23 protein-coding genes and 1 tRNA gene are annotated in these 22,076 nt (G+C 64.0%); 6 read left to right on the forward strand and 18 right to left on the reverse strand.

Going from position 1 to position 22,076, the window contains the following annotated elements; translation table 11 throughout:
- Nucleotides 1-97: 97 nt before the first annotated feature.
- From EN861_RS07840 to rnk, 3 genes are all read right to left on the reverse strand, one after another.
- Nucleotides 98-1,354 (reverse strand): D-amino acid dehydrogenase, encoded by a 1,257-nt coding sequence (locus EN861_RS07840; RefSeq protein WP_127280556.1) that lies wholly within the window; start codon nucleotides 1,352-1,354, stop codon nucleotides 98-100.
- Between the two features lie 114 nt (nucleotides 1,355-1,468).
- On the reverse strand, nucleotides 1,469-2,014 hold the full coding sequence (locus EN861_RS07845) for a GreA/GreB family elongation factor (protein WP_135863247.1): 546 nt from the start codon (nucleotides 2,012-2,014) through the stop codon (nucleotides 1,469-1,471).
- Nucleotides 2,015-2,028: 14 nt separating this feature from the next.
- Entirely contained in the window at nucleotides 2,029-2,448 is a 420-nt protein-coding gene (gene rnk / locus EN861_RS07850; protein WP_135863249.1) for a nucleoside diphosphate kinase regulator, read from the reverse strand.
- A gap of 10 nt (nucleotides 2,449-2,458) precedes the next feature.
- Here rnk and EN861_RS07855 point away from each other — a divergent pair, with 10 nt between their 5' ends.
- Nucleotides 2,459-2,659 carry a hypothetical protein gene (locus EN861_RS07855; protein ID WP_127281267.1) on the forward strand — a complete coding sequence of 67 codons (201 nt, stop codon included), beginning with the start codon at nucleotides 2,459-2,461 and terminating at the stop codon, nucleotides 2,657-2,659.
- A gap of 64 nt (nucleotides 2,660-2,723) precedes the next feature.
- Here EN861_RS07855 and alr read toward each other — a convergent pair whose 3' ends face one another.
- Together alr and EN861_RS07865 are read right to left on the reverse strand one after the other, a co-directional pair.
- Nucleotides 2,724-3,863: an alanine racemase gene (gene alr, locus EN861_RS07860; RefSeq protein ID WP_135863252.1), complete on the reverse strand. Its 1,140-nt coding sequence runs from the start codon at nucleotides 3,861-3,863 to the stop codon at nucleotides 2,724-2,726.
- A 91-nt stretch (nucleotides 3,864-3,954) separates the two neighbouring features.
- On the reverse strand, nucleotides 3,955-4,473 hold the full coding sequence (locus tag EN861_RS07865; RefSeq protein ID WP_135863254.1) for an RNA pyrophosphohydrolase: 519 nt from the start codon (nucleotides 4,471-4,473) through the stop codon (nucleotides 3,955-3,957).
- A 176-nt stretch (nucleotides 4,474-4,649) separates the two neighbouring features.
- Here EN861_RS07865 and EN861_RS07870 point away from each other — a divergent pair, with 176 nt between their 5' ends.
- Entirely contained in the window at nucleotides 4,650-4,976 is a 327-nt protein-coding gene (locus EN861_RS07870; RefSeq protein WP_135863256.1) for a hypothetical protein, read from the forward strand.
- 29 nt (nucleotides 4,977-5,005) lie between these two features.
- Here EN861_RS07870 and EN861_RS07875 read toward each other — a convergent pair whose 3' ends face one another.
- The 5 genes from EN861_RS07875 to rsfS form a co-directional block, all read right to left on the reverse strand.
- Nucleotides 5,006-6,202 (reverse strand): divergent polysaccharide deacetylase family protein, encoded by a 1,197-nt coding sequence (locus EN861_RS07875; RefSeq protein WP_127275331.1) that lies wholly within the window; start codon nucleotides 6,200-6,202, stop codon nucleotides 5,006-5,008.
- Between the two features lie 187 nt (nucleotides 6,203-6,389).
- Complete coding sequence (locus EN861_RS07880; protein WP_167531416.1) at nucleotides 6,390-7,721, reverse strand: S41 family peptidase; 1,332 nt, start codon at nucleotides 7,719-7,721, stop codon at nucleotides 6,390-6,392.
- 1 nt (nucleotide 7,722) lies between these two features.
- Complete coding sequence (locus EN861_RS07885) at nucleotides 7,723-9,072, reverse strand: murein hydrolase activator EnvC (protein ID WP_127275332.1); 1,350 nt, start codon at nucleotides 9,070-9,072, stop codon at nucleotides 7,723-7,725.
- 154 nt (nucleotides 9,073-9,226) lie between these two features.
- Nucleotides 9,227-9,709: a 23S rRNA (pseudouridine(1915)-N(3))-methyltransferase RlmH gene (gene rlmH / locus EN861_RS07890; protein WP_127872159.1), complete on the reverse strand. Its 483-nt coding sequence runs from the start codon at nucleotides 9,707-9,709 to the stop codon at nucleotides 9,227-9,229.
- A gap of 80 nt (nucleotides 9,710-9,789) precedes the next feature.
- Nucleotides 9,790-10,167 (reverse strand): ribosome silencing factor, encoded by a 378-nt coding sequence (gene rsfS / locus EN861_RS07895; RefSeq protein WP_023777607.1) that lies wholly within the window; start codon nucleotides 10,165-10,167, stop codon nucleotides 9,790-9,792.
- Between the two features lie 241 nt (nucleotides 10,168-10,408).
- Here rsfS and EN861_RS07900 point away from each other — a divergent pair, with 241 nt between their 5' ends.
- On the forward strand, nucleotides 10,409-11,260 hold the full coding sequence (locus EN861_RS07900; RefSeq protein ID WP_127275334.1) for a mechanosensitive ion channel domain-containing protein: 852 nt from the start codon (nucleotides 10,409-10,411) through the stop codon (nucleotides 11,258-11,260).
- On the opposite strand, the gene EN861_RS07905 is transcribed toward EN861_RS07900, so the two are convergent.
- From EN861_RS07905 to obgE, 5 genes are all read right to left on the reverse strand, one after another.
- The gene (locus EN861_RS07905) at nucleotides 11,261-12,553 is read right to left on the reverse strand and encodes an MFS transporter (RefSeq protein WP_127275335.1); all 1,293 of its coding nucleotides are present in this window, start codon (nucleotides 12,551-12,553) and stop codon (nucleotides 11,261-11,263) included.
- Nucleotides 12,554-12,641: 88 nt separating this feature from the next.
- On the reverse strand, nucleotides 12,642-13,274 hold the full coding sequence (locus EN861_RS07910; protein WP_245464225.1) for a nicotinate-nucleotide adenylyltransferase: 633 nt from the start codon (nucleotides 13,272-13,274) through the stop codon (nucleotides 12,642-12,644).
- Between the two features lie 27 nt (nucleotides 13,275-13,301).
- Nucleotides 13,302-14,588, reverse strand: a complete 1,287-nt coding sequence (locus EN861_RS07915) for a glutamate-5-semialdehyde dehydrogenase (protein ID WP_127275336.1) — start codon at nucleotides 14,586-14,588, stop codon at nucleotides 13,302-13,304.
- Nucleotides 14,589-14,591: 3 nt separating this feature from the next.
- Nucleotides 14,592-15,728: a glutamate 5-kinase gene (gene proB, locus EN861_RS07920; RefSeq protein ID WP_135863258.1), complete on the reverse strand. Its 1,137-nt coding sequence runs from the start codon at nucleotides 15,726-15,728 to the stop codon at nucleotides 14,592-14,594.
- 4 nt (nucleotides 15,729-15,732) lie between these two features.
- Nucleotides 15,733-16,764: a GTPase ObgE gene (gene obgE, locus EN861_RS07925; RefSeq protein WP_135863260.1), complete on the reverse strand. Its 1,032-nt coding sequence runs from the start codon at nucleotides 16,762-16,764 to the stop codon at nucleotides 15,733-15,735.
- A 130-nt stretch (nucleotides 16,765-16,894) separates the two neighbouring features.
- Between obgE and EN861_RS07930 the strand changes: the two genes are divergently transcribed.
- Nucleotides 16,895-17,764 (forward strand): endonuclease/exonuclease/phosphatase family protein, encoded by an 870-nt coding sequence (locus tag EN861_RS07930; protein WP_127872162.1) that lies wholly within the window; start codon nucleotides 16,895-16,897, stop codon nucleotides 17,762-17,764.
- Nucleotides 17,765-17,964: 200 nt separating this feature from the next.
- On the opposite strand, the gene EN861_RS07935 is transcribed toward EN861_RS07930, so the two are convergent.
- The 3 genes from EN861_RS07935 to EN861_RS07945 form a co-directional block, all read right to left on the reverse strand.
- Nucleotides 17,965-18,552, reverse strand: coding sequence for a GNAT family protein (locus tag EN861_RS07935; RefSeq protein ID WP_167531417.1), 588 nt, complete (start codon nucleotides 18,550-18,552; stop codon nucleotides 17,965-17,967).
- A gap of 120 nt (nucleotides 18,553-18,672) precedes the next feature.
- Entirely contained in the window at nucleotides 18,673-18,942 is a 270-nt protein-coding gene (gene rpmA, locus EN861_RS07940) for a 50S ribosomal protein L27 (RefSeq protein WP_013529063.1), read from the reverse strand.
- 98 nt (nucleotides 18,943-19,040) lie between these two features.
- Nucleotides 19,041-19,709 (reverse strand): 50S ribosomal protein L21, encoded by a 669-nt coding sequence (locus tag EN861_RS07945; RefSeq protein WP_135863263.1) that lies wholly within the window; start codon nucleotides 19,707-19,709, stop codon nucleotides 19,041-19,043.
- A 333-nt stretch (nucleotides 19,710-20,042) separates the two neighbouring features.
- On the opposite strand from EN861_RS07945, the gene EN861_RS07950 reads away from it, so the two are divergent.
- Nucleotides 20,043-20,132, forward strand: a tRNA-Ser gene (locus tag EN861_RS07950).
- Nucleotides 20,133-20,246: 114 nt separating this feature from the next.
- Entirely contained in the window at nucleotides 20,247-21,569 is a 1,323-nt protein-coding gene (locus tag EN861_RS07955; protein ID WP_126057794.1) for an integrase, read from the forward strand.
- The last annotated feature ends 507 nt before the right edge of the window (nucleotides 21,570-22,076 follow it).

Below are 22,076 nucleotides of genomic sequence, written 5' to 3' on the forward strand. Positions count from 1 at the left end.
ATCCACCCAAGAGATGTCGCCCAAAAGTGGCCCCGGTTTTGGGGCAACGACATGCATCAAAGCAAGGAACAGAGCGCGCCGGCGAGACGCGCGCGGGCTATTTAAGATAACGCTCCTGCGCCAGGGCACGCACGTCGATGTCGGGTACCCGGTTCGAGATGATGTCGGCCAGCACCTTGGCCGAGCCGCAGGCCATGGTCCAGCCCAGCGTTCCATGGCCGGTATTGAGATAGAGGTTGGACAGTTCGGTGCGGCCGATCAGCGGTGGTCCATCCGGCGTCATCGGCCGCAGCCCGCACCAGAACGTCGCCTCGCGCATGGCGCCGGCGCCCGGAAAGAGATCGCCGACCGAGTGTTCCAGGGTGCGGCGCCGCGATTCGTGCAGCCTGAGATCGAAGCCGGAAATCTCGGCCGTGCCGCCGACGCGGATGCGGTCGCCAAGCCGGGTGATCGCGACCTTGTAGGTCTCGTCCATTACGGTCGACACCGGTGCGGCGGCGGCGTCCTTGATCGGCACCGTGATCGAGTAGCCTTTGACCGGATAGACCGGGATCGACCGCTTCATCCGGCGCATGAAACCCGCCGAATAGCTGCCCAGCGCCATGACATAGGCGTCTGCCGCCTTCCAGCCAGCACTGGTGCTCAGATTGGCGACACGATTGCGGCTGCGGATGACGCGCCAGATGGTCACGTCGTACTCGAACTTGACGCCGCGCGCCACGCAGAGCTCGGTCAGCCTGTCGGTGAACATCTTGCAGTCGCCGGTCTCGTCATGCGGCAGTCTCAGCCCCCCGACGAACTTCTCGCGCACGCCGGCCAGCCCCGGCTCTGCCGCGATGCAGCCATCCTGGTCGAGGATTTCGTACGGCACGCCATATTTCTTCAGCACCTCGACATCGCCTCCGGTGCCGTCGAGTTGCTTTTGCGTGCGAAACAATTGCAGCGTGCCCTGGGTCCGCTCGTCATAGGCAATGCCGGTCGCTTCGCGCAGCGCCTTCAGCGTGTCGCGGCTGTATTCCGCCAGCGGCACCATGCGCGCTTTGTTGATGGCGTAACGCTCGGCGGTGCAGTTGCGCAGCATCTTGACCAGCCATGTCCACATATGCGGGTCGAAGGCCGGCCGGACCACCAGCGGGCCGTGCTTCATCAGGAGCCACTTGATCGCCTTGAGCGGAATGCCGGGGCCGGCCCAGGGCGAGGCATAGCCGGGCGAAATCTCGCCGGCATTGGCAAAGCTGGTCTCCAGCGCCGGGCCTTTCTGGCGGTCGATCACCGTCACCTCATGGCCGGCCTCGGCGAGATAATAGGCCGTGGTCACCCCGATGACGCCACTGCCCAGCACCATGATCTTCATCATTCACTCCTTACGCCGTGTCCTTCGTGCCGAAGGACACGGCCACATCTGCGATTTGCGCACGATCGCCGGCGAACATCGATTCCGATCTTCGCAACCATGCGCCGTGGCTCTTCACGCCGCCGACGGACCGGGATCGTCGTCTCTCCCTGTCTGCCGCATTCCTGCCGTCTCGCCAAGGGGCCGGATAGAGGTGTCGGCGCTGTAGACGAGGGTCAGCCCGAGTGGCCGCGATCCGCCAGCGGAAGCTCTTTCCCGGACTGCCCGCCGCGCGGCTTCCGGCTGATAGAGTATCGCCTTGATCCGGATCGATTCGCGCCTGCCGTCGGGGTGTTCGAGCGATGCCGTCTGGCCTTGCGCCATGCCAAGCATGCACAGGCCGCGCCTGGTTGCCACCGAGAGGCTGGAGCCGACCGGTCCGCGCACGTCGTTCTGCACCAGGGTGCGCGTCTCGGCCGCACCGGCATCGACGCAAAACACCACCCGGCTGTTCAGCGTCACGATATCGGGTTCGACCGACTCGATGGGCACGACGCCGGCATTGGAAAGCTTCTCTTCGATCATCGCGACCATCGGATCCGCGAATGCCCGCCGGCGCTCGAGCATTACTTCCAGGACGGCGAAATCCTTCGTCGTCAGGCGGCAGCTTCCGTTTTTCATTATCGCCTCCACGATCAGTGCTCGCCGCCGCCGGCGGGCGTATCGACCGCCTCCACGGTTGCCGACAGTTTGCGGCCGCCACGGCCGCTCCAGAACACCACCTGTCCGGTGCTGACGCCGACAAGCGCCGTTCCCATCGGCGTCAGCACCGAGATCCGGTTTTCGGCAATGTCGGCGTCGCCTGGATAGACCAGCGTGATGCGCCTGATATCACCGCCTTCACCGCGAACCGTGACTGTCGACCCCATTCGCACCACGCCGGCCGGAATTGCCGCCGCTTCCGTAATCACCGCCCGGTCCAATTCCGCGAGCAGCTCATCGGCCGTCTCGGGCGCGCGGTCGAGCACGGTCCGGGCCAGGCCGGTCAACCTGTCATGGTCGGTGTCGCTGATTAGAATTTGGACGGATGGATGCAGTCCCGTTGCATGTTGCATGGCAAACCTCATGGATCGGCGCATCGAACGGATGCGCGCTTGCCGCCGCGTTGACGGCGGCCTGATGAAAGCCGGCAGCCGCGGAGAGCGGTGCGGCTTGATGGCGATGGGTGGATGTATGGATGCCCCGGTACGGACGAACGCCGAAAGGCGGCCGCGCCGGGGCTACGATCCCGCGATCGGGCAGACCCTGAACAAGGTTCTGATATAAGCGAGGTTGCTCATGCGCCGAACCTTGCCGACAGGCGTCCGCTTGTCAAGCGTGGCCAAACCGCTCAACCGCCGACATAGCGCCGGTGGAAGCGCGTGCCGAGACTGGCCAGGATTTCGTAGCCGATGGTGCCGGCATGGCCGGCGGCGTCGTCGACGGTTTGCGAAGGGCCGAGCAGTTCGACGAGATCCCCTTCGCGAAGCTTGCCTTGCGGCAGGGCGGAAATGTCGAGAATGATCGAATCCATCGACACCCGTCCGAGGAAGGGCAGGCGCACCCCCTCGAACCAGGCGGCCGACGCGGACCGGCGCAGCCAGCCATCCGCATAGCCGAACGAGATCGTCGCCAGGCTGAGCGGCGCTTCCGCGTGATAGGTGTGGCCATAGCCGATGCCGGTGCCCTGTTCGACGCTGCGCGTCTGCGCCACCTTGGCCTGCAGCCGCACCACGGGCTGCATCGGATTGGGTTCGGCAGGTGTCGGATTGATGCCGTAGAGCGCGGCGCCAGGGCGGGCGAGATCATAATGGTAGGACGGCCCCAGAAAGATGCCGGAGGAGTTGGCGAGCGAAGCGGGTGCCTCGGGTAGCCTGGCGCGCAACCGCTCGAAGGCCAGCCGCTGCTGTTCATTGGCGGGATGGCGCGGCTCGTCCGCGCATGCCAGATGGCTCATCACATATCTGACGGCGATGCCGTCGAACGCGGCGGCATCACCGGCCATCGCCTCGACTTCGGCCGGCGCCATGCCAAGCCGCGACATGCCGCTGTCGACCTGGATGGCGGCTGGAAGTTTTCGGCCAACGCGATGCGCCGCCGCGCGCCAGGCTTCCAACTGCGCGCCACTGTTGACGACCGCGCACAGATCGGACGCGACCGCCTCCGGCTCGGAGCCTGGCGGCAATCCGTTCAGCACGTAGATCTCAGGTCCGGCCCCGATCGCCTTGCGCAGCGCGATGCCTTCGGCCAGCAGCGCGACGAAGAAGATGCCGCAGCCTTCCTTCATCAGCGCCGATGCCACTTGGCTCGCGCCGAGACCGTAGCCGTTGGCTTTGACCACGCCGGCGCAGCGCACGCCGCCCAGCCTTGCCTTCAGCCGTCGGTAGTTTTCGCGGATCGCATCGAGATCGATGGTCAAAATCGCCCCGGCAGCCGCTTGGCTTACGGCGGCGACGTCATGGGGCAGCGACCTTGCGGGGGCGTCGTTCATGGCGACCCTCCTTGTAGCGGATTAACATCAATAGGACCGACGCGCCGGCACGGCAACCAAGGTCCTTCGAACCCGGTCGCAACTCGTCCAGCTACGGCACCAGGTGCCGGAACGCCGCCACCACGTCTTCATAGACCTTGCGCTTGAACGGCACGATCAGGTCGGGAAGATCCTGCATCGGCCGCCACGACCATTTGTCGAATTCGGCGGTGTGGCCGCCCGGCGGCGGGTTGATCTGGATTTCGCTGGTATCGCCGTGGAAGCGGAACGCGAACCATTTCTGGGTCTGGCCGCGATACCTGCCCTTGAAGGCAATGCCGACGAGATGATCCGGCAGGTCGTAGTTGATCCAGTCCGGCGCCTCGGCCAGCAGCGAGACGCTGCGCATGCCGGTCTCCTCATAGAGCTCCCGCTCTGCCGCCCGCAGCGGCTCCTCGCCCTCGTCGATGCCGCCCTGCGGCATCTGCCAGAGCTGCGTCGTGCCGGCGAATTCGCTGTCGGGTTCGGCAATGCGATGCCCGACCCAGACCAGGCCATCGCCATTGAGGATCATCAGCCCGACACAGGGCCGATAGGGCAGCGTTTCGCGGTCGATCGTCTTTTTAGACATTAGTCAGTTTCCAGCTGTTTTGAGAATCGCTCCGACGACGCGGTGCGACTGGGCGGATCGAGAACGGAGCGTACCCAAACTGGGCTTACACCGGAAGCGCGGAAACTGCGCCGCGTTCGAGTTGGCTGTCACCCGGCCAGTTGCCGCTGTTGCGGTCGAATGCGAAAATACATCTTATGAAAAATATCCAAATCATCGACGGCGCTCTGAACGCTACCTTCAGCATATTCCAGGCAACCGAGGAGGAGTTCGCCGCCATCTTTCCCGACGGGCGAGATATGGAATTGGCCGAAGACCTCTTCGAACGGCTAGGCGAAGAGGAGGCTGGCCGCGTGCTAGCTCCGCTTTGGAGCCGCCCTATCCTTAAGCGCGATGCGCTCGGAATCCATGGGACACTATTCTACAACAATGAACATCGGCAAATCCCGCGATCTAAGCGCGAGGTCGATTGGGATAGCGCGCTCAACGAAGCACAGAGAAAGCTCGTCTCTCGCCATCGCTGAAATCGTCACAAGCTGATTGTCCACATCGTCTATCCTTTTTGCGGATCGACGGCCACCGCTGAAACCGGCACGATCTCGATGCCGCGCTTCTTCGCTTCAGCGATCCAGGCGGTGACGGTGTCAACCGTCAGGTCGAAGGCCGAGCCGATACCGACAGCGGTACCCTTGGCACGCGCGGTCGCTTCGAGACTGTCGAGCTTCTTCAGGATGGCGCCGCGATCCTGCACCGCGTCGATCGCCGTGTCGCCGGCGACGAAGGGCACGCCATCCTTCAACGCCATGTCCGGAGCCAGGCTGCGCGCCGACGAGCCGTCGTCGATATAGGCGAGGCCCCTTTTGCCGAGCTCGGCCATGAACGGCTGCATCGCCGCCGCGTCGGAGGAAAAACGCGCGCCCATATAGTTCATGACGCCGGTATAGTTCGTCGTCCGCGACAGCGCCCAGTGCAGATTCCTGAGATTCTCGTCGGGGGTCGCCGCCACCGTCAGCGTGTTGCGGCCGGGGTTGACGTTGGGATAGTCGAACGGTTCGAGCGGCACCTGCATGACGATCTCATGGCCGCTCTGCCTCGCGGCCTGCATCCAGCGGCCGATGCTGTTGCCCTGCGGCGCGAAGGCCAGCGTCACTTCCGCCGGCAGTTTGGCGATCGCCGCCTGGGTGCCGGTCTGTGAAACAGCGAGGCCGCCAATGACGATCGCAACACGTGCGCCACGCGTGCCGGACCATGGCCGCGCATAGACGTCGAACGGCCGCCGGCCATCGGCGGAGCGCATCGGCAAAGGCCCGGTTTCACTGGTTTCGATCAGCGCCCTGTCGGGAATATGCGCGATCTTGAGGTTCTGGCCGACTGTCGACGGATCGCGAATGACGATTGCCGCCTTGGGAGGGCCATCGCCTTCTTCCGTCTGCACATGGATGATCTGCGGACCGCCGCTCTTGGTCGACAAGTCCTTCGCCGGCGTCTCCACCTTTGGCGTCGCTGCCGGGGCCAATGCGGGAGGCGACACGGCGGGCTCCGCCGCCGCGGTCACTTTCGGCGTCGAAACGGCGACTTCCTGCGGTTTTCGAAACGGCTTTTCCCTGAGCGCGATCGCGGCCGAGACTCCGACCACGGCCAGCACGACCGCGCTCGCCGCGATCACGCCTACGCTGATCTTGCCGGCGGCACGCGGCGCCCGGACCGTCTGTCCAAGCGGGCGTTCGATGTCCTTGCCGATATCAGCCAAGCCCTGTCCCCGGTGCACGGTCCGAAGGCGACCTCCTTCGGGAAGACATGCACGAATTCATCAATCCTGGCGCCCCCCTTGGCGCCGTCCCTGGAGGCCTGGTCCTGCCCCGAATCAAACTGCCGGAACCTCACGGTCCCGGCAGCATCGCATTGCTTCGTTCAACCGGCCAGACCGGTTGCCCGCCTTACTGGTTGAGCACGGCCTTTTCCGGATTGGGCGGGAAGGCCGGATCGGTCTTCTGGCCGCGCAGCAGCTGCTCGGCATAGATGAGCTGCAGGTCGTCCTTCGGATCCGGCGGCACATAGGCTGCGGAGCCGGAGCCGGTCTTGCTCTCGTCGGCGCCCTTGATATGACCCTTGAGATCGGACTCGCCACGCGTCAGGTCCCTGCCCTGCAGTTCCGGCGGCAACGGCTGGTCGACCTTGATGTCGGGCGTGATGCCCTTGCCCTGGATCGACTTGCCCGACGGCGTGTAATAGAGCGCCGTCGTCAGCCTGAGCGCGCCATTCTCGCCGAGCGGGATGATGGTCTGCACCGAGCCCTTGCCGAAGGACTGCGTACCGACCACCGTGACGCGGCGCAGATCCTGCAGCGCGCCCGCGACGATCTCCGAAGCGCTGGCCGAGCCACCATTGACGAGCACGATCATCGGCTTGCCGTTGATGTCGTCGGTCTGCTTGGGCTTGGCGTCGAAGCGGGTGACGTCCTTGGGATCGCGGCCGCGCGTCGAGACGATCTCGCCGCGCTTGAGGAAGGCATCCGACACGCTCACCGCCTGGTCGAGCAGGCCACCCGGGTTGAGGCGCAGGTCGAGCACATAGCCCTTCAACTTGTCGTCCGGCACCTGCTTCTTGATGGTGTCGATGGCGTTCTCGAGGTCGTCATAGGTCTTTTCGGTGAAGGAGGTGATCTTCATGTAGCCGATGTCGTTCTCGACCCGGAACTTGACCGCCTTGACCTTGATGATGTCGCGCACGACCGTCAGTTCGATCGGCTTGTCGGCGCCCTGGCGCAGGATGGTCAGCTTGATCGGCGTATTGACCAGGCCGCGCATCTTGTCGACCGCGTCGTTGAGCGTCAGGCCGCGAACCTCCTCGCCGTCGATCTTGGCGATATAGTCGCCGGCCAGCACGCCCGCCTTGGCGGCCGGCGTGTCGTCGATCGGCGTGATCACCTTGACCAGGTCGTTCTCCATGGTGACCTCGATGCCGAGGCCGCCAAATTCACCCTTGGTCTGCACGCGCATGTCCTGCGCCTGTTCGGCGTTCATGTAGGAGGAGTGCGGATCGAGCGAGGAAAGCATGCCGTTGATGGCGTTCTCGACCAGCGACTTGTCGTCGGGCGGGGTCACATACTGCGCCCGCACCCGCTCGAAGATGTCGCCGAAGATCGCCAGTTGCTTGTAGGTCTCCGACCCCGCAGCGTTCGCCGCCGAGCCGGGTGCGCCATAGACAAGGCTCATGGCGGACGCGCCCATCAGCGCACCGGCAAACAGAAGCGACAGTTTCCGCATCATTTCACGTCCTTCCAGAAAAACGGTCCGCCCACCATGGGGCCGGATCGACGGGTTTTCCATCCTTGCGGAACTCGACATAGAGTTCCGGCGTGGCATTTCCATTCTTCGAAACCGAGGTGCTTGCCACCCGGGCTTCTCCCATCGCGCCGACCGGCTCTCCTGCGAGCACTGACTGGCCAGTCGCGACGCTGATTCTGCTCATCCCAGCCAAGACGACATGATAACCGTCGCCGGCATTGAGGATCAAGAGTTGACCATAGGAGCGAAACGGCCCCGCATAAAGCACATTCCCATCCGCCGGCGCGGTAACGATGGCTCCCGATTGTGTCGCAACCATGTCCCCAAGCATCAAGGCGCCGTTACCGTCGTCGGCGCCGAACCGGCGTTTGATGCGGCCTGTGACCGGCAGGGCGATCTGTCCCTGCAGCGCCGAGAAAGGCGCTGCCGCCGTCAACCGGTTGCCCTCGGGAACCGGCAACGATGCCGTCTGGTCGCCTCCGGGCTCGGTACCGCCGGCCTGGCTCGCGGCGGCTGCCTTCGCCGCATCCGCGGCCTTGCGGTTCTTGTCCGCCTGCGCTTCGAGCGAGGCGATCAGATCCTTCAGGCTGCTGGCCTTGGCCGCCAATTGCTCGGAACGCTGCTGTTCGGCCGCCATCTGCGCCTTCGTGTCGGCCTCGAGCTTCTGCTTGGCTTCGAGCAGCATGCCAAGACGTCTCTTCTCCGCCGCCTGGTCGCCGACCGCGGCCGTCAGCCGCGCCCGTTCGGCCTCGATCGAGGCCGTCACCCGGGTCTGTTCCTTGAGATCGGCCAGCAGCGCATCGGTCTGCTGGCGCAGTTCCGGCACCACGGCGCCGAGCAGGATGGCGCTGCGCACCGACGACAGCGCGTCCTCCGGCTTGACCAGGATCGCCGGCGGCGGATTGAGCCCCATGCGCTGCAGGGCGCCCAGCACTTCGGCCAGCACGTCGCGCCGCGCCGACAGTGAAGCGCGTATCTTCTGTTGCTGGCCCTTCAGCCCCTCCAGCTTGGCGCCGATGTCCTCGATGTCCTGGCCGAGCTTCTGTTCGGTCATCGCCGACTGGATCAGCGCGGCGGTGATCGAGGCGTGGTCCTTCTTGACCGCGGCGATATCGGCGGCGAGCTTGGCCAGCCGTTCCGACGACAGCGTTATTTCCTTGGAAACCTGCTCGTATTCGGCGCGGCTCTGGTCCGGATCGGGCGCCATGTCGAGCGTGTTTTCCGCCCGCGCCGCATGGAGCGACAGCAGCATCACCGCCGCCGCGATGCCGCAGCGCGCGCTCCAGGAGCCCCCGGTCGATGAGCCCGTCGTCGATTTATAGCCTTCAGACATTCGCGATCGATCCTATCCGCGGCTTCGTTAACGAATCATCAACCATGTTAGCGCCCGTCGCCCAAAGGGTTCGCAAAAACGCCCTGCAAAGCAAAAGCAGCCCCCAGATGAATTTACGCGGCATTGGGGCTAAATTCGGTGCGACCCGGCGCTTTCAGGACCTGTGATAGGGATGGCCCGACAGGATGGTCGCCACCCTGTAGAGTTGTTCGCCCAGCATCACGCGCACCAGCTGATGCGGCCAGGTGAGCGCCCCGAACGACATCACCAGCTCGGCCTGGTCACGCAGCGGCGGATCGTGGCCGTCGGCGCCGCCAATGGCGAGCACCAGCGCCTTGCGCCCACCATCGCGCAACTGTCCGATATGGCTGGCGAAATCCTGGGAGGACAGGCTCTTGCCTCGCTCGTCGAGCAGGATGAGGGCAGTGCCTGGCTGCAGCTGCGCCTGCAGGCGCGAGCCTTCGTCGCGCTGGCGCTCGCTGGCGCTCTGCGCGCGGCCCTCGGCGATCTCGGTGATCCCGGCGAATTCGAGCCCCACGGCGGGCCCGCTCTTGGCGAAACGCTCGAAATAGCGGTCGGCCAACTCCCGCTCGGGGCCGGCTTTCATTCGGCCCACGGCATGAACTGAAATCTTCATCCTCGCCTCTATGAGCCGCTAATGCATGTCACCCAAGTGGGAACCGGTTTAGGCAACGACATGCATCAGACAAAATCGGCTTAGTGGAGGGTCTCTTCCTCGAGATCCGGCGCCTGCCACATCTTTTCGAGATTGTAGAATTCGCGGACTTCGGGACGGAAGACATGGACGATGATATCGCCAGAATCGATCAGGACCCAGTCGGCGCCGGACAGCCCCTCGACGCGCGCCGTGCCGAGGCCGGCATCCTTGAGCGCCTTGAGGAGATGGTCGGCGACAGCCGAGACATGACGGTGCGATCGGCCCGACGCGACGACCATATAGTCGCCGAGGCTCGATTTCCCCTGAATGTCGATTGAGACAATATTTTCGGCCTTGGAGTCTTCCAGACTGGCAAGGACTGTCTTGATGGCACGGGACACGGCGTCGTCTACGCTGATCCTGGCCGGCGAAGGCATGATATCGGCCTTCTTCCGCAGTGCTGTTCTCAGTGTATTTCCTTTCGCAGCAAGAACAACCAAATCACCCCTGAAAGCAGGTGACACCACTTAGATAGGCAGAGTTCCGTTGCAGTTTCAAGACGGAGCCCCAACTGACGCGAACTTGCCGACTGGCATATTGTTCCGCGCGACACGAAAAACATCGGAACCCAGGCGTCCGGCAGCGGTTATCGGCTGACCGACCAACCGGAATCCCGCCATGCCGATCGACCCGCAAAACACCCTTCTCACCGTCCAGGCCGGCCTCGCTCAGCTCAGTACGCTGATCGTCTCCTATTCCTTCTCAGCCATCGGCGCCGTCATCCTCCTGGTGGTTGGCTACATCGTTGCCAACCTAGCCGAGCGCTCGATCTCGGCTGGCCTCGGCCACATCCACGGGTTCGACGCGACGCTGCGGCATTTCTTTTCCAAGATCGTGCGCTACGCCATCCTGATCCTTGTCGTCATCATGGTGCTCGGCCAGTTCGGCGTGCAGACCGCATCGATCATCGCCGCGATCGGCGCCATCGGCCTGGCCATCGGTCTCGCCCTGCAAGGCACGCTACAGAACATCGCGGCCGGCATTATGCTGCTCGCGCTGCGGCCGTTCCGCATCGGCGAATCCGTCGAGGTCGGCGCCATTGCCGGTTCGGTCGAGGAAATCGGCCTCTTCGCCACGAAGCTCAGGACCGCCGACGGCGTCTACATACTGGCCCCCAATTCGACGCTGTGGAATCAGCCGGTACGCAATTTCACCCGCAACGGCGTGCGCCGCACCGATATCACGCTCAGCATCGGCTCCTGGAACGACATAGATGGGGCGCAGAAGACATTGCTTGCCATTGCCGGCGCCGAGAAGCGCATCCGCCGCGAACCGGCGCCGATCGCCTTCGTGGCCGCACTCGGCGACACGACCGTTTCGCTCACCTTGCGCTACTGGACCGCGGCGGCGGACTATTTCGCCACCCAGATCGACATGACGAAACGCGCCAAGCAGGCCTTCGACAGCGAAGGCATCTCCATCCCGCTGCCACCCCCGGAAGCGCCGCCACCCGAGGCCCGCAAACAATAATCAGCCGCCCCTGTGGCGGACCTCTTCGTCCGGCGCGAAGGCGAGTTCCACCGGCAACGGTGCTTGCGCCGACATCGGCGCGAAGCTGCCCGTGGCGCCCGCCGGAACGGGCCGCGCCGCGATCACCCGCCAGAGCACGAACAGGCAGAATACCGAGGCGATGACGATGCCGACATAGATGAAGGTTGCCGTGCCGAAGGCGGCCGAAAGCGCCGTGACGATGCCCGGCACGATGAAGCCGGCGAGCGACCAGGCAAACAGCATCGAACTCGACAGCGCGAGCAGTTCATCCTTCCTGGCGCGGTCGGCGGCATGCGCGCTGGAGAGAGCGTAGATCGATTCCGCCGCCCCGTCCCAGATCAGGTAGATCACCAACAGGACCATCAGCGCACCGCCGTCGAAGGCGATGGCAAGCACGCTGGCGACGACCGCGAGCGCCGCGGCGCCGGCAAGCACGTAACGCCGGTCGGTGCGGTCCGAAAGCCAGCCGAGCGGTATCTGCAGGATCAGCGTACCGACCGGCATCGCCGACAGCAGCAGCGCGACATCAGCCTGGCTGTAGCCCTTGGCGGTGGCGTGGATGGGCGCGAAGCCGGAAATGATCATCGACAGGCCGCCGACCGCCAGCATGCCGGCGACGCCGACCGGCGAGATCCGCCAGGCCTGGCGCAACGCCACCGAAGCCGCCTGCGGCGCCGGCGGCTGGGCAAGCCGCGTCATGCCGACAGGCAGGATCGACAGGGCGGTAAAGGTGATGCCGATCAACGACGCCGCGGCCGTGTGGATGTCGATGACGGCAAGCGTCGCGTAGCCGACGCCGAGGCCGGCAATATAGGCGACGTAGAACACAGCCATCACCCGGCCGCGTATGGCGTTCGGCAGCGCGTCGTTGAGCCAGCTCTGCGCGACGATGAACAGGCCGCATATGGCAAAGCCGTAAAGCGCGCGCGCCACGATCCACAGCAGCGGGTGCGGTCCGGCGCCGATAGCGGCATTGGACAGCGCGATCAGCGCCGACAGCACCATGAAGGCGCGTGCATGGCCGACCCTGCGCACCAGCGGCCCGGTCAGGATGCAGCCGGCAAGGCCGCCCGCCGACAGACCGGTGACGATCAGCCCGGCCCAGACCGGATCGAACCCCTCCACGCCGAGCCGCACGGGGATGTAGGCGAACATCAGCCCATTGCCGATGGCAATCAGCGCCATCGATACGATGACGCTGGCAATCGCGATCAGCGGCGCGGGCGTGTCGCCCCGCTCGGGATCGACTGTGGGGTGGGTCTTTTCCAGCATGCCTTATCAGCATCGCCTATTGATTGGGCGGATGCCGCCGCAAAAACGACATCGCTGGCCCGAGGAATCCGTTATCCGAACCGGCCGCTCAGCCCTTCGCCATCTCGCGGATCGCGCTCGACGACAGCGATGAACGCGGACCGTGGATGAAGGTCCAGGCCGGCGCCTTCATGCGGGCGAGCAGCGGCGCGTCGCCCTCGTCGATGCGGGCGTAATCGAAGGTCTTGGCAACCACCGACGACAGGAACGACAGCGTGGCGCCCGGACGGTCGATGACCGCGATCGGAAAGGTGAGCACAATCTCGCGCCAGCGCTGCCAGCGGTGGAAATCGCGCAGCGAGTCGGCGCCCATGATCCAGACGAAGTCGACGCCGGGATTGCGCGCCTTGACCAGAGCCAGCGTGTCCGCGGTGTAGCGCACATTGTGTGCCGCCTCGAAGGCCGTGACCTTGATCTTCGGGTTCTTGGCGATCTTCTCGGAAAACGCGATGCGCTCGCCCAGCGGCGCCAGTTCGCGTGTGCTCTTCAACGGATTTCCCGGCGTCACCATCCACCACAACTGATCGAGTGCCAGGCGCCGCAAAGCGATTTCGGCAACCAGCGCATGGCCGGCATGCGGCGGGTTGAACGAGCCGCCGAACAGACCCACCGCGAGGCCCTTTTCGGCGTGCGGCATGCGAAGATAGTGGGAGGGTACCGCCGGTTCGGAAGAAGCCAGCATCGCTTCAGGCTCTGGCGACGAACAGCGTCAAGGTCTCACCTGTCCGGACCCGCGTACACGGTATTTGAACGAGGTCAGCTGTTCGACGCCGACCGGCCCGCGCGCATGCATCTTGCCGGTGGCGATGCCGATCTCGGCGCCCATGCCGAATTCGCCGCCATCGGCGAACTGCGTCGAGGCGTTGTGCAGCAGGATCGCCGAATCGATCTCGTTGAAGAACCGTTCTACCGCCTGGCCATCCTCGGCGACGATCGCCTCGGTGTGATGCGACGAAAAGGTCTCAATGTGGTCGATCGCGCCACTGATGCCGTCGACCAGCTTCACCGCGATGATGGCGTCGAGATATTCCGTCACCCAGTCGGCATCGGTCGCCGGCTTGGCGTCGAAGAACAGTTTCACCACTTCGGCATCGGCATGGATTTCACAGCCGGCGGCGCGCAAGGCATCGAGGATCGGCACCAGATGGGTGGTGGCGACCGCGCGGTCGACCAGCAGCGTCTCGGCGGCACCGCAGACACCGGTGCGCCGCATCTTGGCGTTGACCGCGATCCGCACCGCCATGTCGAGCTCGGCGGAACGGTCGATGTAGAGATGGCAGATGCCTTCGAGGTGGGCGAAGACCGGCACGCGCGCCTCGCTCTGCACCCGCCCGACCAGGCTTTTGCCGCCGCGCGGAATGATGACGTCGAGATTGCCACCAAGCCCTTTGAGCATTTCGCCGACCGCGGCGCGGTCGGTGGTCGGCACCAACTGGATGGCATCCTCGGGCAGACCGGCCGCCTTCAGCCCCTCGACCAGGCAGGCGTGGATCGCCGAGGAGGAATTGAGCGAATCCGAGCCGCCGCGCAAGATCACCGGATTGCCGGCCTTGAGGCAAAGCGCGCCGGCATCCGCCGTCACGTTCGGCCGGCTTTCATAGATGACGCCGACGACACCGAGCGGCGTACGCACGCGCTCTATGTGCAGGCCGTTGGGGCGATCCCATGCGGCAATGACGTCGCCAACCGGATCCTTGAGCTCGGCAATTTCGCGGATGCCATCCGCCATGGCGCGGATGCGCGCCGGATTGAGTTTCAGCCGGTCCATGAACGAGGCCGACAACCCGGATTCCTCACCATTCGAGACGTCGACGGCGTTGGCGTCGAGAATGTCCCGTTCCCGGGCGAGGATTGCCTCGGCCATGGCGACAAGCGCGGCATTCTTGGCGGCGGTGGTGGCGATGGCCAGCGGTCGCGCGGCAGCGCGGGCACGGCGGCCGATATTGGCCATCAGCGCCACGGTATCGTCCCCGGATTTTTCATGCAGCTTCAGCATGGCTCATCCTCCGCTTATGTCGCCTCCAGCGTGACTCACCACGAGATCATCGCGGTGGATCATCGCCGAACGCGCCTCGTAGCCGAGCACGGTTTCGATCTCGGCCGTCTTCAGGCCTGCGATCCTTACGGCATCGGCGGCATCGTAGGCAACCAGCCCGCGCGCGATCTCGCGGCCCTCGGGCGACAGGATCGCCACCGTATCGCCGCGCGAGAAATTGCCGCTGACCAGTTTCACGCCGGCCGGCAGCAGCGACTTGCCCGAAATGAGCGCGCCGATGGCGCCGGCATCGACGGTCAGCCGCCCGGCCGGTTCGAGCTGGCCGGCGATCCAGGTCTTGTAGCCCTTGACCGGATTTGCGCTCGGCTTGAAGAAGGTGGCGCGCTCGCCGCGCTCGATCGCCATCAGCGGCGACAGCCGGGTGCCGGAGGTGATGATCATTGCCGTGCCGGCGGCCGTGGCGATCTTGCCGGCATCGAGCTTTGTGCGCATGCCGCCGCGCGACAGCTCGGACGCCGCCGCACCCGCCATCGCCTCGATGTCAGGCGTGATGCGGTCGACCAACGGAATGAATTTGGCTTGCGGGTCGCGCGCTGGCGGCGCGGTGTAGAGCCCGTCAATGTCGGACAGCAGCACCAGAAGGTCCGCCCCCATCATCGTCGCCACCCGCGCGGCCAGCCGGTCATTGTCGCCATAGCGGATTTCGGAGGTCGCCACCGTGTCGTTCTCGTTGATGACCGGCACCGCCTTCATCTTCAAGAGCGTCGATATCGTCGCGCGTGCATTGAGGTAGCGGCGGCGTTCCTCGGTGTCGCCGAGTGTTAAAAGGATCTGGCCCGATTTCAGGGCGCCTTTGCCGAGCGCATCCGACCAGGCGCCGGCGAGCGCGATCTGGCCGACGGCCGCCGCTGCCTGGCTTTCCTCGAGCTTCAGCGCCCTCTTGCCGAGGTCGAGAATGGTACGGCCAAGCGCGATGGCGCCCGACGACACGACGAGGATCTCGGCGCGGCCATTGGCAAGCACGGCGATATCGTCGGCGAGCGAGGCGAGCCAGTCGCGCTTCAGGCCGCTGGTGCGGTCGACGAGCAGCGCCGAGCCGATCTTGACGGTGATGCGCCGGTATTTCCTGAGCGACTGCATGGCCCTACTTTTCCCAGCGCGTCTCGACCGTGGCGGCAATTTGCGCGCGGGCTTCGGCGATCACCGCCATCAGCGCGCGCTGCACCGCCTCGACACCCTCGCCGGTGACGGCAGACAGCAGCATCGGCGCACGCCCGGCGGCGCGCTTGAGTGAAGCAACCTTCTTCTTGCGTGCGTCGGCGTCGAGCGTGTCGACCTGGCTCAGCGCCAGGATCTCGACCTTGTCGGTCAGGCCGTGGCCATAGGCTTCGAGTTCGGCGCGCACGGTCTTGTAGGCCTTGCCCGGATTTTCCTCCTGTGCCGAAACCAGATGCAGCAGCACACGCGTGCGCTCGACATGGCCGAGGAAGCGGTCGCCGATGCCGACGCCTTCATGCGCGCCTTCGATGAGGCCGGGAATATCGGCGATGACGAATTCGCGTGCATCGATGCGCGCGACGCCGAGGCCCGGATGCAGCGTCGTGAACGGATAGTCCGCGATCTTCGGCTTGGCCGCGGTGACGGCCGCCAGGAACGTCGACTTGCCGGCATTGGGCAGCCCGACCAGGCCGGCATCGGCGATCAGCTTCAGCCTGAGCCAGATGTTGAGCTCCTCGCCCGGCAGGCCTGGATTGGCGCGGCGCGGCGCCTGGTTGGTCGAGGTCTTGAAATGCTGGTTGCCGAAGCCGCCATTGCCACCCTTGGCGAGCAGGAAGCGCTGGCCGACCACGGTCAGGTCGCAGATCAGCGTCTCGTTGTCTTCCTCGAAGACCTGCGTTCCGGCCGGCACTTTCAGTGTGACGTCGGCACCCTTGGCGCCGGTCATGTTGCGGCCCATGCCGTGGACGCCGGTCTTGGCCTTGAAGTGCTGCTGGTAGCGATAGTCGATCAGCGTGTTCAGCCCATCGACCGCTTCCAGCCAGACATCGCCGCCGCGGCCGCCGTCGCCGCCATCCGGCCCGCCGAATTCGATGAATTTTTCGCGCCGGAACGACACCGAACCGGCGCCGCCGTCGCCGGAGCGGACATAGACCTTGGCTTGATCGAGAAATTTCATGGGATCGCAGTTTCTTTTATTGGCCTTGCGGCATTGCTCTAAACCTTGGGCCTTGCTCTAAACCAAGGCGCGGCCAAGGGCGAGGCCGTTTTGTGACAATGGCCGTGTGGGGTCGGCCGGAGATGTCGGAATGAAGCTTGTAACCTACAACATCCAGTACGGCATCGGTCTCGATGGGCGCTACGATGTCGGGCGCATCGCCGATGCCGTGCGCGGCGCCGACGTGATCGCGCTGCAGGAGGTCACCCGCAACAATCCCAGGAACGGCGGCCGCGACATGGTCGCCGAGATCGGCGAGGCGCTGCCCGATTATTTCGCCGTCTATGGCAGCAATTTCGAGGCCAATATCGGCTCGCGCATCGAGAACGGCCGCGCCATCACCACCACCTTCCAGCTCGGCAACATGGTCTTGTCGAGGACGCCCATTCATCTGTCGCGCAACCTGCTCTTGCCGCGCAGCCGCAGCTTCGAGATGATGAACTTCCAGCGCGGCGCACTCGAAGCGCTGATCGAGACGCCGCTTGGTTTCATCCGCTTCTATTCCATCCATCTCGATCACCGCAGCCCGGTCGAGCGCGCCAGCCAGATTCAGTTCCTGCGCCAGCGCCTGTTGAATTATGCGCTCGAAGGCGGCGCATTGTCCGGCGTCGCCGAGATCGGCCTGCCGGAACTGCCCCATCCGGAAGCCTTTGTCGGCATGGGCGATTTCAACATGCTGGCCGGCTCGCCGGAATATGTCGAACTTGCCGGCCAGCCGGACCATGAATTCGGCATGCCGTTGACCGCCGACTTCGCCGTCGATGCCGCCGTGCGCCTCGATGTCGCCGGCGAGGATCTCGTCTCCTGGGTCGATCCCAAGGACCCCACCAACGCCAGCCGCCACAAGCGCATCGACTATGTCTTCACCAGCGCGTCGCTTGCCCGCTCGCTGAAGCGCCTGTGGGTCGACCGGCAAGCCGTCGGATCCGACCACCGGCCGGTCTGGGTCGAACTGGGCTGAGGCCAAGTCTGGTCCGCAGTTGATCAAGTCTGGTCCGCAGTTGATTTTGTCGTGTTCCGCACCACGCACCGAGATTCGGGTCAGGCCGAGCCTAAGATGATGGCTTCCGAGAACCGGAGCGGAGCGTACTGAAGCACGCGAGCACCGGAAGCGCAGGAAGCCGCCATTCGCAGGCCGGCCTGACCTGAATATCGACGCGCCTAGAAATGGATCCAGTTGCGCAGGCTGGTCCAGGTCTTCCTGTCGAGCCGGTAACGCTCGACAGGCACCTGGCCGGCGACGATCGAGTTCAGCATGCCCTGGCCGGCATACTGGAAGCCGCACTTGTGGATCACCCGGCGCGAGGCCGGGTTGATGACCCGCGTCGAGGCATGCAGCACCTGGATCGACGTCTTCTGGAAGGCGAGATCGACCAGCGCGTGCGCTGCTTCGGTCGCATAGCCGCGCTTCCAGTGGGGCTCGCCGATCCAGTAGCCGAGTTCCAGCCCGCGATCGGTGGTGTTCAAGCCCGCGCAGCCGACGAAAGTGTCGGTGCCGGCCAGCGTCAGCGCATAGGCGATGCCGGCGCGGCGCGCCTTGGTCATGGCGAGGAAGGCACGCCCCTCGGCTTCGCCATAGGGGTGCGGCATGCGGGCCAGCATTTCGGCGACGTGACGGTTGTCGGCAAGCTCGACCAGTTGGGCGATATCCCGCTCCTCGGGAGCGCGCATGACCAGCCGCTCAGTAACCAGCACCGGACAATCTATCGCGTAACTTTCGTCTTCTGAGTCTTCCGCTTCGGCAACCATTTCAACGTCCTCCAGGCAAAAGAAAAAGGGGAGATGGAAACCCATCTCCCCTGATCCTTTTCCTGGCTTTGCCAGACACCGGTTCCCGAGATGGGCGCCGGTGTTCTAGTGCGGAACCGGCTACTCCGCGGCTTTGGCAATCGGGTTGACCGATACGTAGGTTCGGCCGTTGGCTTTTTTGTTGAACGTCACGGCGCCGGTTTCGAGCGCGAAAAGCGTATGGTCCGTGCCCATGCCGACATTGACGCCGGGATGCCAGGTCGTGCCGCGTTGACGAATGATGATGTTGCCCGGGATGACGGCTTCGCCGCCGAACTTCTTCACGCCCAGACGCTTGGAATGCGAGTCGCGACCGTTGCGCGACGAGCCGCCAGCTTTCTTGTGTGCCATCTAACTAACTCCGTTGCGCCGCAAGGCGCCTAAAAGGCCTTATGAACGCGTTCGCGTTCCGTTTCAAGTCCGATCCGGCTGATGTTTCGCCGGAAAAATTACTTCTTCGCCAGTTCCTTGGCCTGTTCGCGCCAGTCCTTGATCTGGTCGGCGCTGAACGGCATGTGCTCGTCGATCTTGGCGACATCCTTGTCGCTGAGCTTGGCGAGCTGCGCGAAGGTGATGATGCCCTGCTCGGCGAGATCCTTGGCGGCGACCGGGCCGATGCCCTTGATCACAGTCAGGTCGTCCGGCTCGCCCTTCGGCGCCTTGAACAGCGGCGCGGCGACGGCCTCGGCCTTCGCCTCTTCCTTGGGGGCGTCCTTCTTGGCCTTGGCTTCCTTCGGCGCGGCCTCGGCAGCAACCTCAGCCTTGGCTTCCGCCTTGACGGGGGCCTTCTTGGCGGGCTTGGCGCCACCCAGCAGGATCTCGGAGATCCGCACGGTGGTCAAAAGCTGGCGATGGCCGATCTTGCGGCGCGAATTCTGGCGGCGGCGCTTCTTGAAAGCGATGACCGTGCGGTTCTTGCCCTGCTCGACGACTTCGGCGGTGACCAGAGCGCCATCGACGAACGGCGCGCCGAACGTGACATTCTCGCCCTCGCCATGCGCGAGCACGTGGCCGATCTCGACGATGTCGCCGACATTGGCTTCGACTTTTTCGATCTTCAGGAGATCGTTGGCGGCAACGCGATACTGCTTACCGCCCGTTTTAATGACTGCGAACATTTTTTGCCTTTCGCTGTTCGGTCGGCCTTGATGAACCGCCTCTGGCGGTTCGGCCGTCTTTTTGTCAGTCTGCGGGTTCAAAAAACAAGCGGCGCGGAAGAACCCTCCACGCCGATTGCGCGCTGTCCCTAACCGAAGGTTGCGTGGGAGTCAAGGCAAACAGCCCGATTCCTCGCCCTGGCGGACCAGCCGGCATTGCCTGCCGGGGACGGGCGGCATCGGTCCAGGCAAGGTCCGGGACGGCAAGCTGAATTTCCGGCGGATTTGGCCTTGTAACCTGCCCGATCAGCCGTTATCTAGTGCGCCGCGCCGGCAACGGCGGACCATGACCGCGGAGAGGTGGCAGAGTGGTCGAATGCACCGCACTCGAAATGCGGCATGGGTGCAAGCCCATCGGGGGTTCGAATCCCTCCCTCTCCGCCATTTAGCTTCCATAATAATCGTTTCCTTTCAAAAGCTTCCTTGTTGCGCTTGACCAGCGCGAAGCGAAACTTATCTTAGACTGTGTAACAAACTGTGTAACATTAGAGAAAGATAATGCGACGTTCCGCAGCGCCAAAGCCGCATAAACGTGAAGGCATCTGGTATCTCGTCCGCAGGGTGCCGAAGGAATTCGCGGCGTTTGATCGCCGCTGCCTAGTACGCATTTCCACGGGCGTCGCCGTGGCTGACGATCCCCGCGGTGTACGGGCGCGAGATGCAGTGCAAAGCCTCGGCGCGGGGCTGGAGGCGTATTGGCGTAGACTGCGGGAAGGCCAATCCGCCGAGGCGGGGCTGCGTTTCGAAGCCGCGAGGAAGCGCGCGCGGTCATTTGGATTGGCCTATCGCTCTAACGAGGAACTAGCAGCGGGGCCGCTCGACGAACTCATGGCCCGTATCAAGCTGCTCCTCGACAAAAAATCGATCGAGGACGCGCAGGACGTCTCGGCCGTCATGGGTGGGGAGAAGCGGCCAGCGGTCCGCCTGAGCGGTCTTATCAAGGAATTCGAGACGATCGAGCAACAGAACTTGCTGACCATGTCGCCTAACCAAATCAAGAAATGGCGTAACCCCAAAAAGCGCGCAGTTGCCAATCTGGTTGGAGTCATTGGCGACAAGGAGATCGCAAGCCTCACTCGGGACGACGCAATCGCGTTCCGCGAGTGGTGGCAAAAGCGGATCGTTGAGGATGGACTTGATATCGGTACGGCCAACAAGGACATCGGCCATGTTTCGAAAATGCTGCGCGTCGTCGATCTGACTCACCAGCTCAAGCTGGAGCCGGTTTTTCGAAACCTGCGTCTTTCCGGCGCCGTCCCCGGGCAACGCGCTGCGTTCACAGCGGAGTTCATTCAGGAGAAGATACTCGCTGAAGGCGCGCTCGACGGACTCAATGACGAAGCCCGCCATCTAATCTATGTGATTGCCGATACCGGACTCAGGCTTTCTGAAGCGGCAAACCTCACCACCGAAACAATCCACCTCGATCAAGAAATCCCGCATGTGCGGGTGCGCCCCAATGGCCGTCGCTTGAAGACCGGTCATTCAGCCCGTGACATTCCCTTGGTTGGCGGCGCACTTGCAGCCATCAAGCTCCATCCGGACGGCTTTCCTCGTTATCGCGACAAGGCCGCGTCACTTTCAGCGCTCGTCAACAAGGTGCTCGCCAGCAAGGAACTTCTGCCGACTTCCGAGCATAGTCTTTATAGCCTGCGACACACTTTCGAGGACCGGCTGACGGCAGTTGAGGCGCCGGAGAAGGTAATTGCTTCTCTGATGGGCCACAAATGGATCCGGCCCAAATACGGCGCGGGACCTTCGTTAGCGCAAAAGCGCGAGTGGCTTCAAAAAATCGCTTTTACCCCGCCCGGGCGAATGTGATTGCGGCGCCATCCAGGCCTTGAGAACCAACCTCACGGCTCCAGCTGTCCGAGCCATTTAGGTTGAGCGTGGCCAGCACGCGCTGCGCTCGCTCGCGATTTCCGAGCTTCCGCCGCATTTGTTCGACCTCGTATTCCAGCCTTTCGAAGGTCGGTATATAGGCATCTCCATGCCGGATGACCAAGTAGGCGGCAACAGCTAGACAGCATTCTAGCTCCGTGGCCGATGGATCGGAAAAAGGGGCGACGCCATACCAAGACGAGCAACGCCTCTCGAGGGCTTCCGAACTAGGCAAACGGCCAGCATGTGGCATGGGATACAAACCTATGCCTGATCGACGAACCTAAAGTGCTCACGAAGCTTGACCGGTACGCGGGCCATCGGAGGGTTCTGCCTAAAACCGCCAAAAATTTTGAAACACCCATTCATCCGGCTCGAATTCAAAGGGATCGGCGATTTTTGGGTTATGGCTTGCAAGCATAGTTCAGCCCAGACAAGAACGCCTGA

Origin of the sequence: Mesorhizobium sp. M8A.F.Ca.ET.218.01.1.1 (assembly GCF_004791165.1) — a bacterium.
GTDB lineage: Bacteria > Pseudomonadota > Alphaproteobacteria > Rhizobiales > Rhizobiaceae > Mesorhizobium.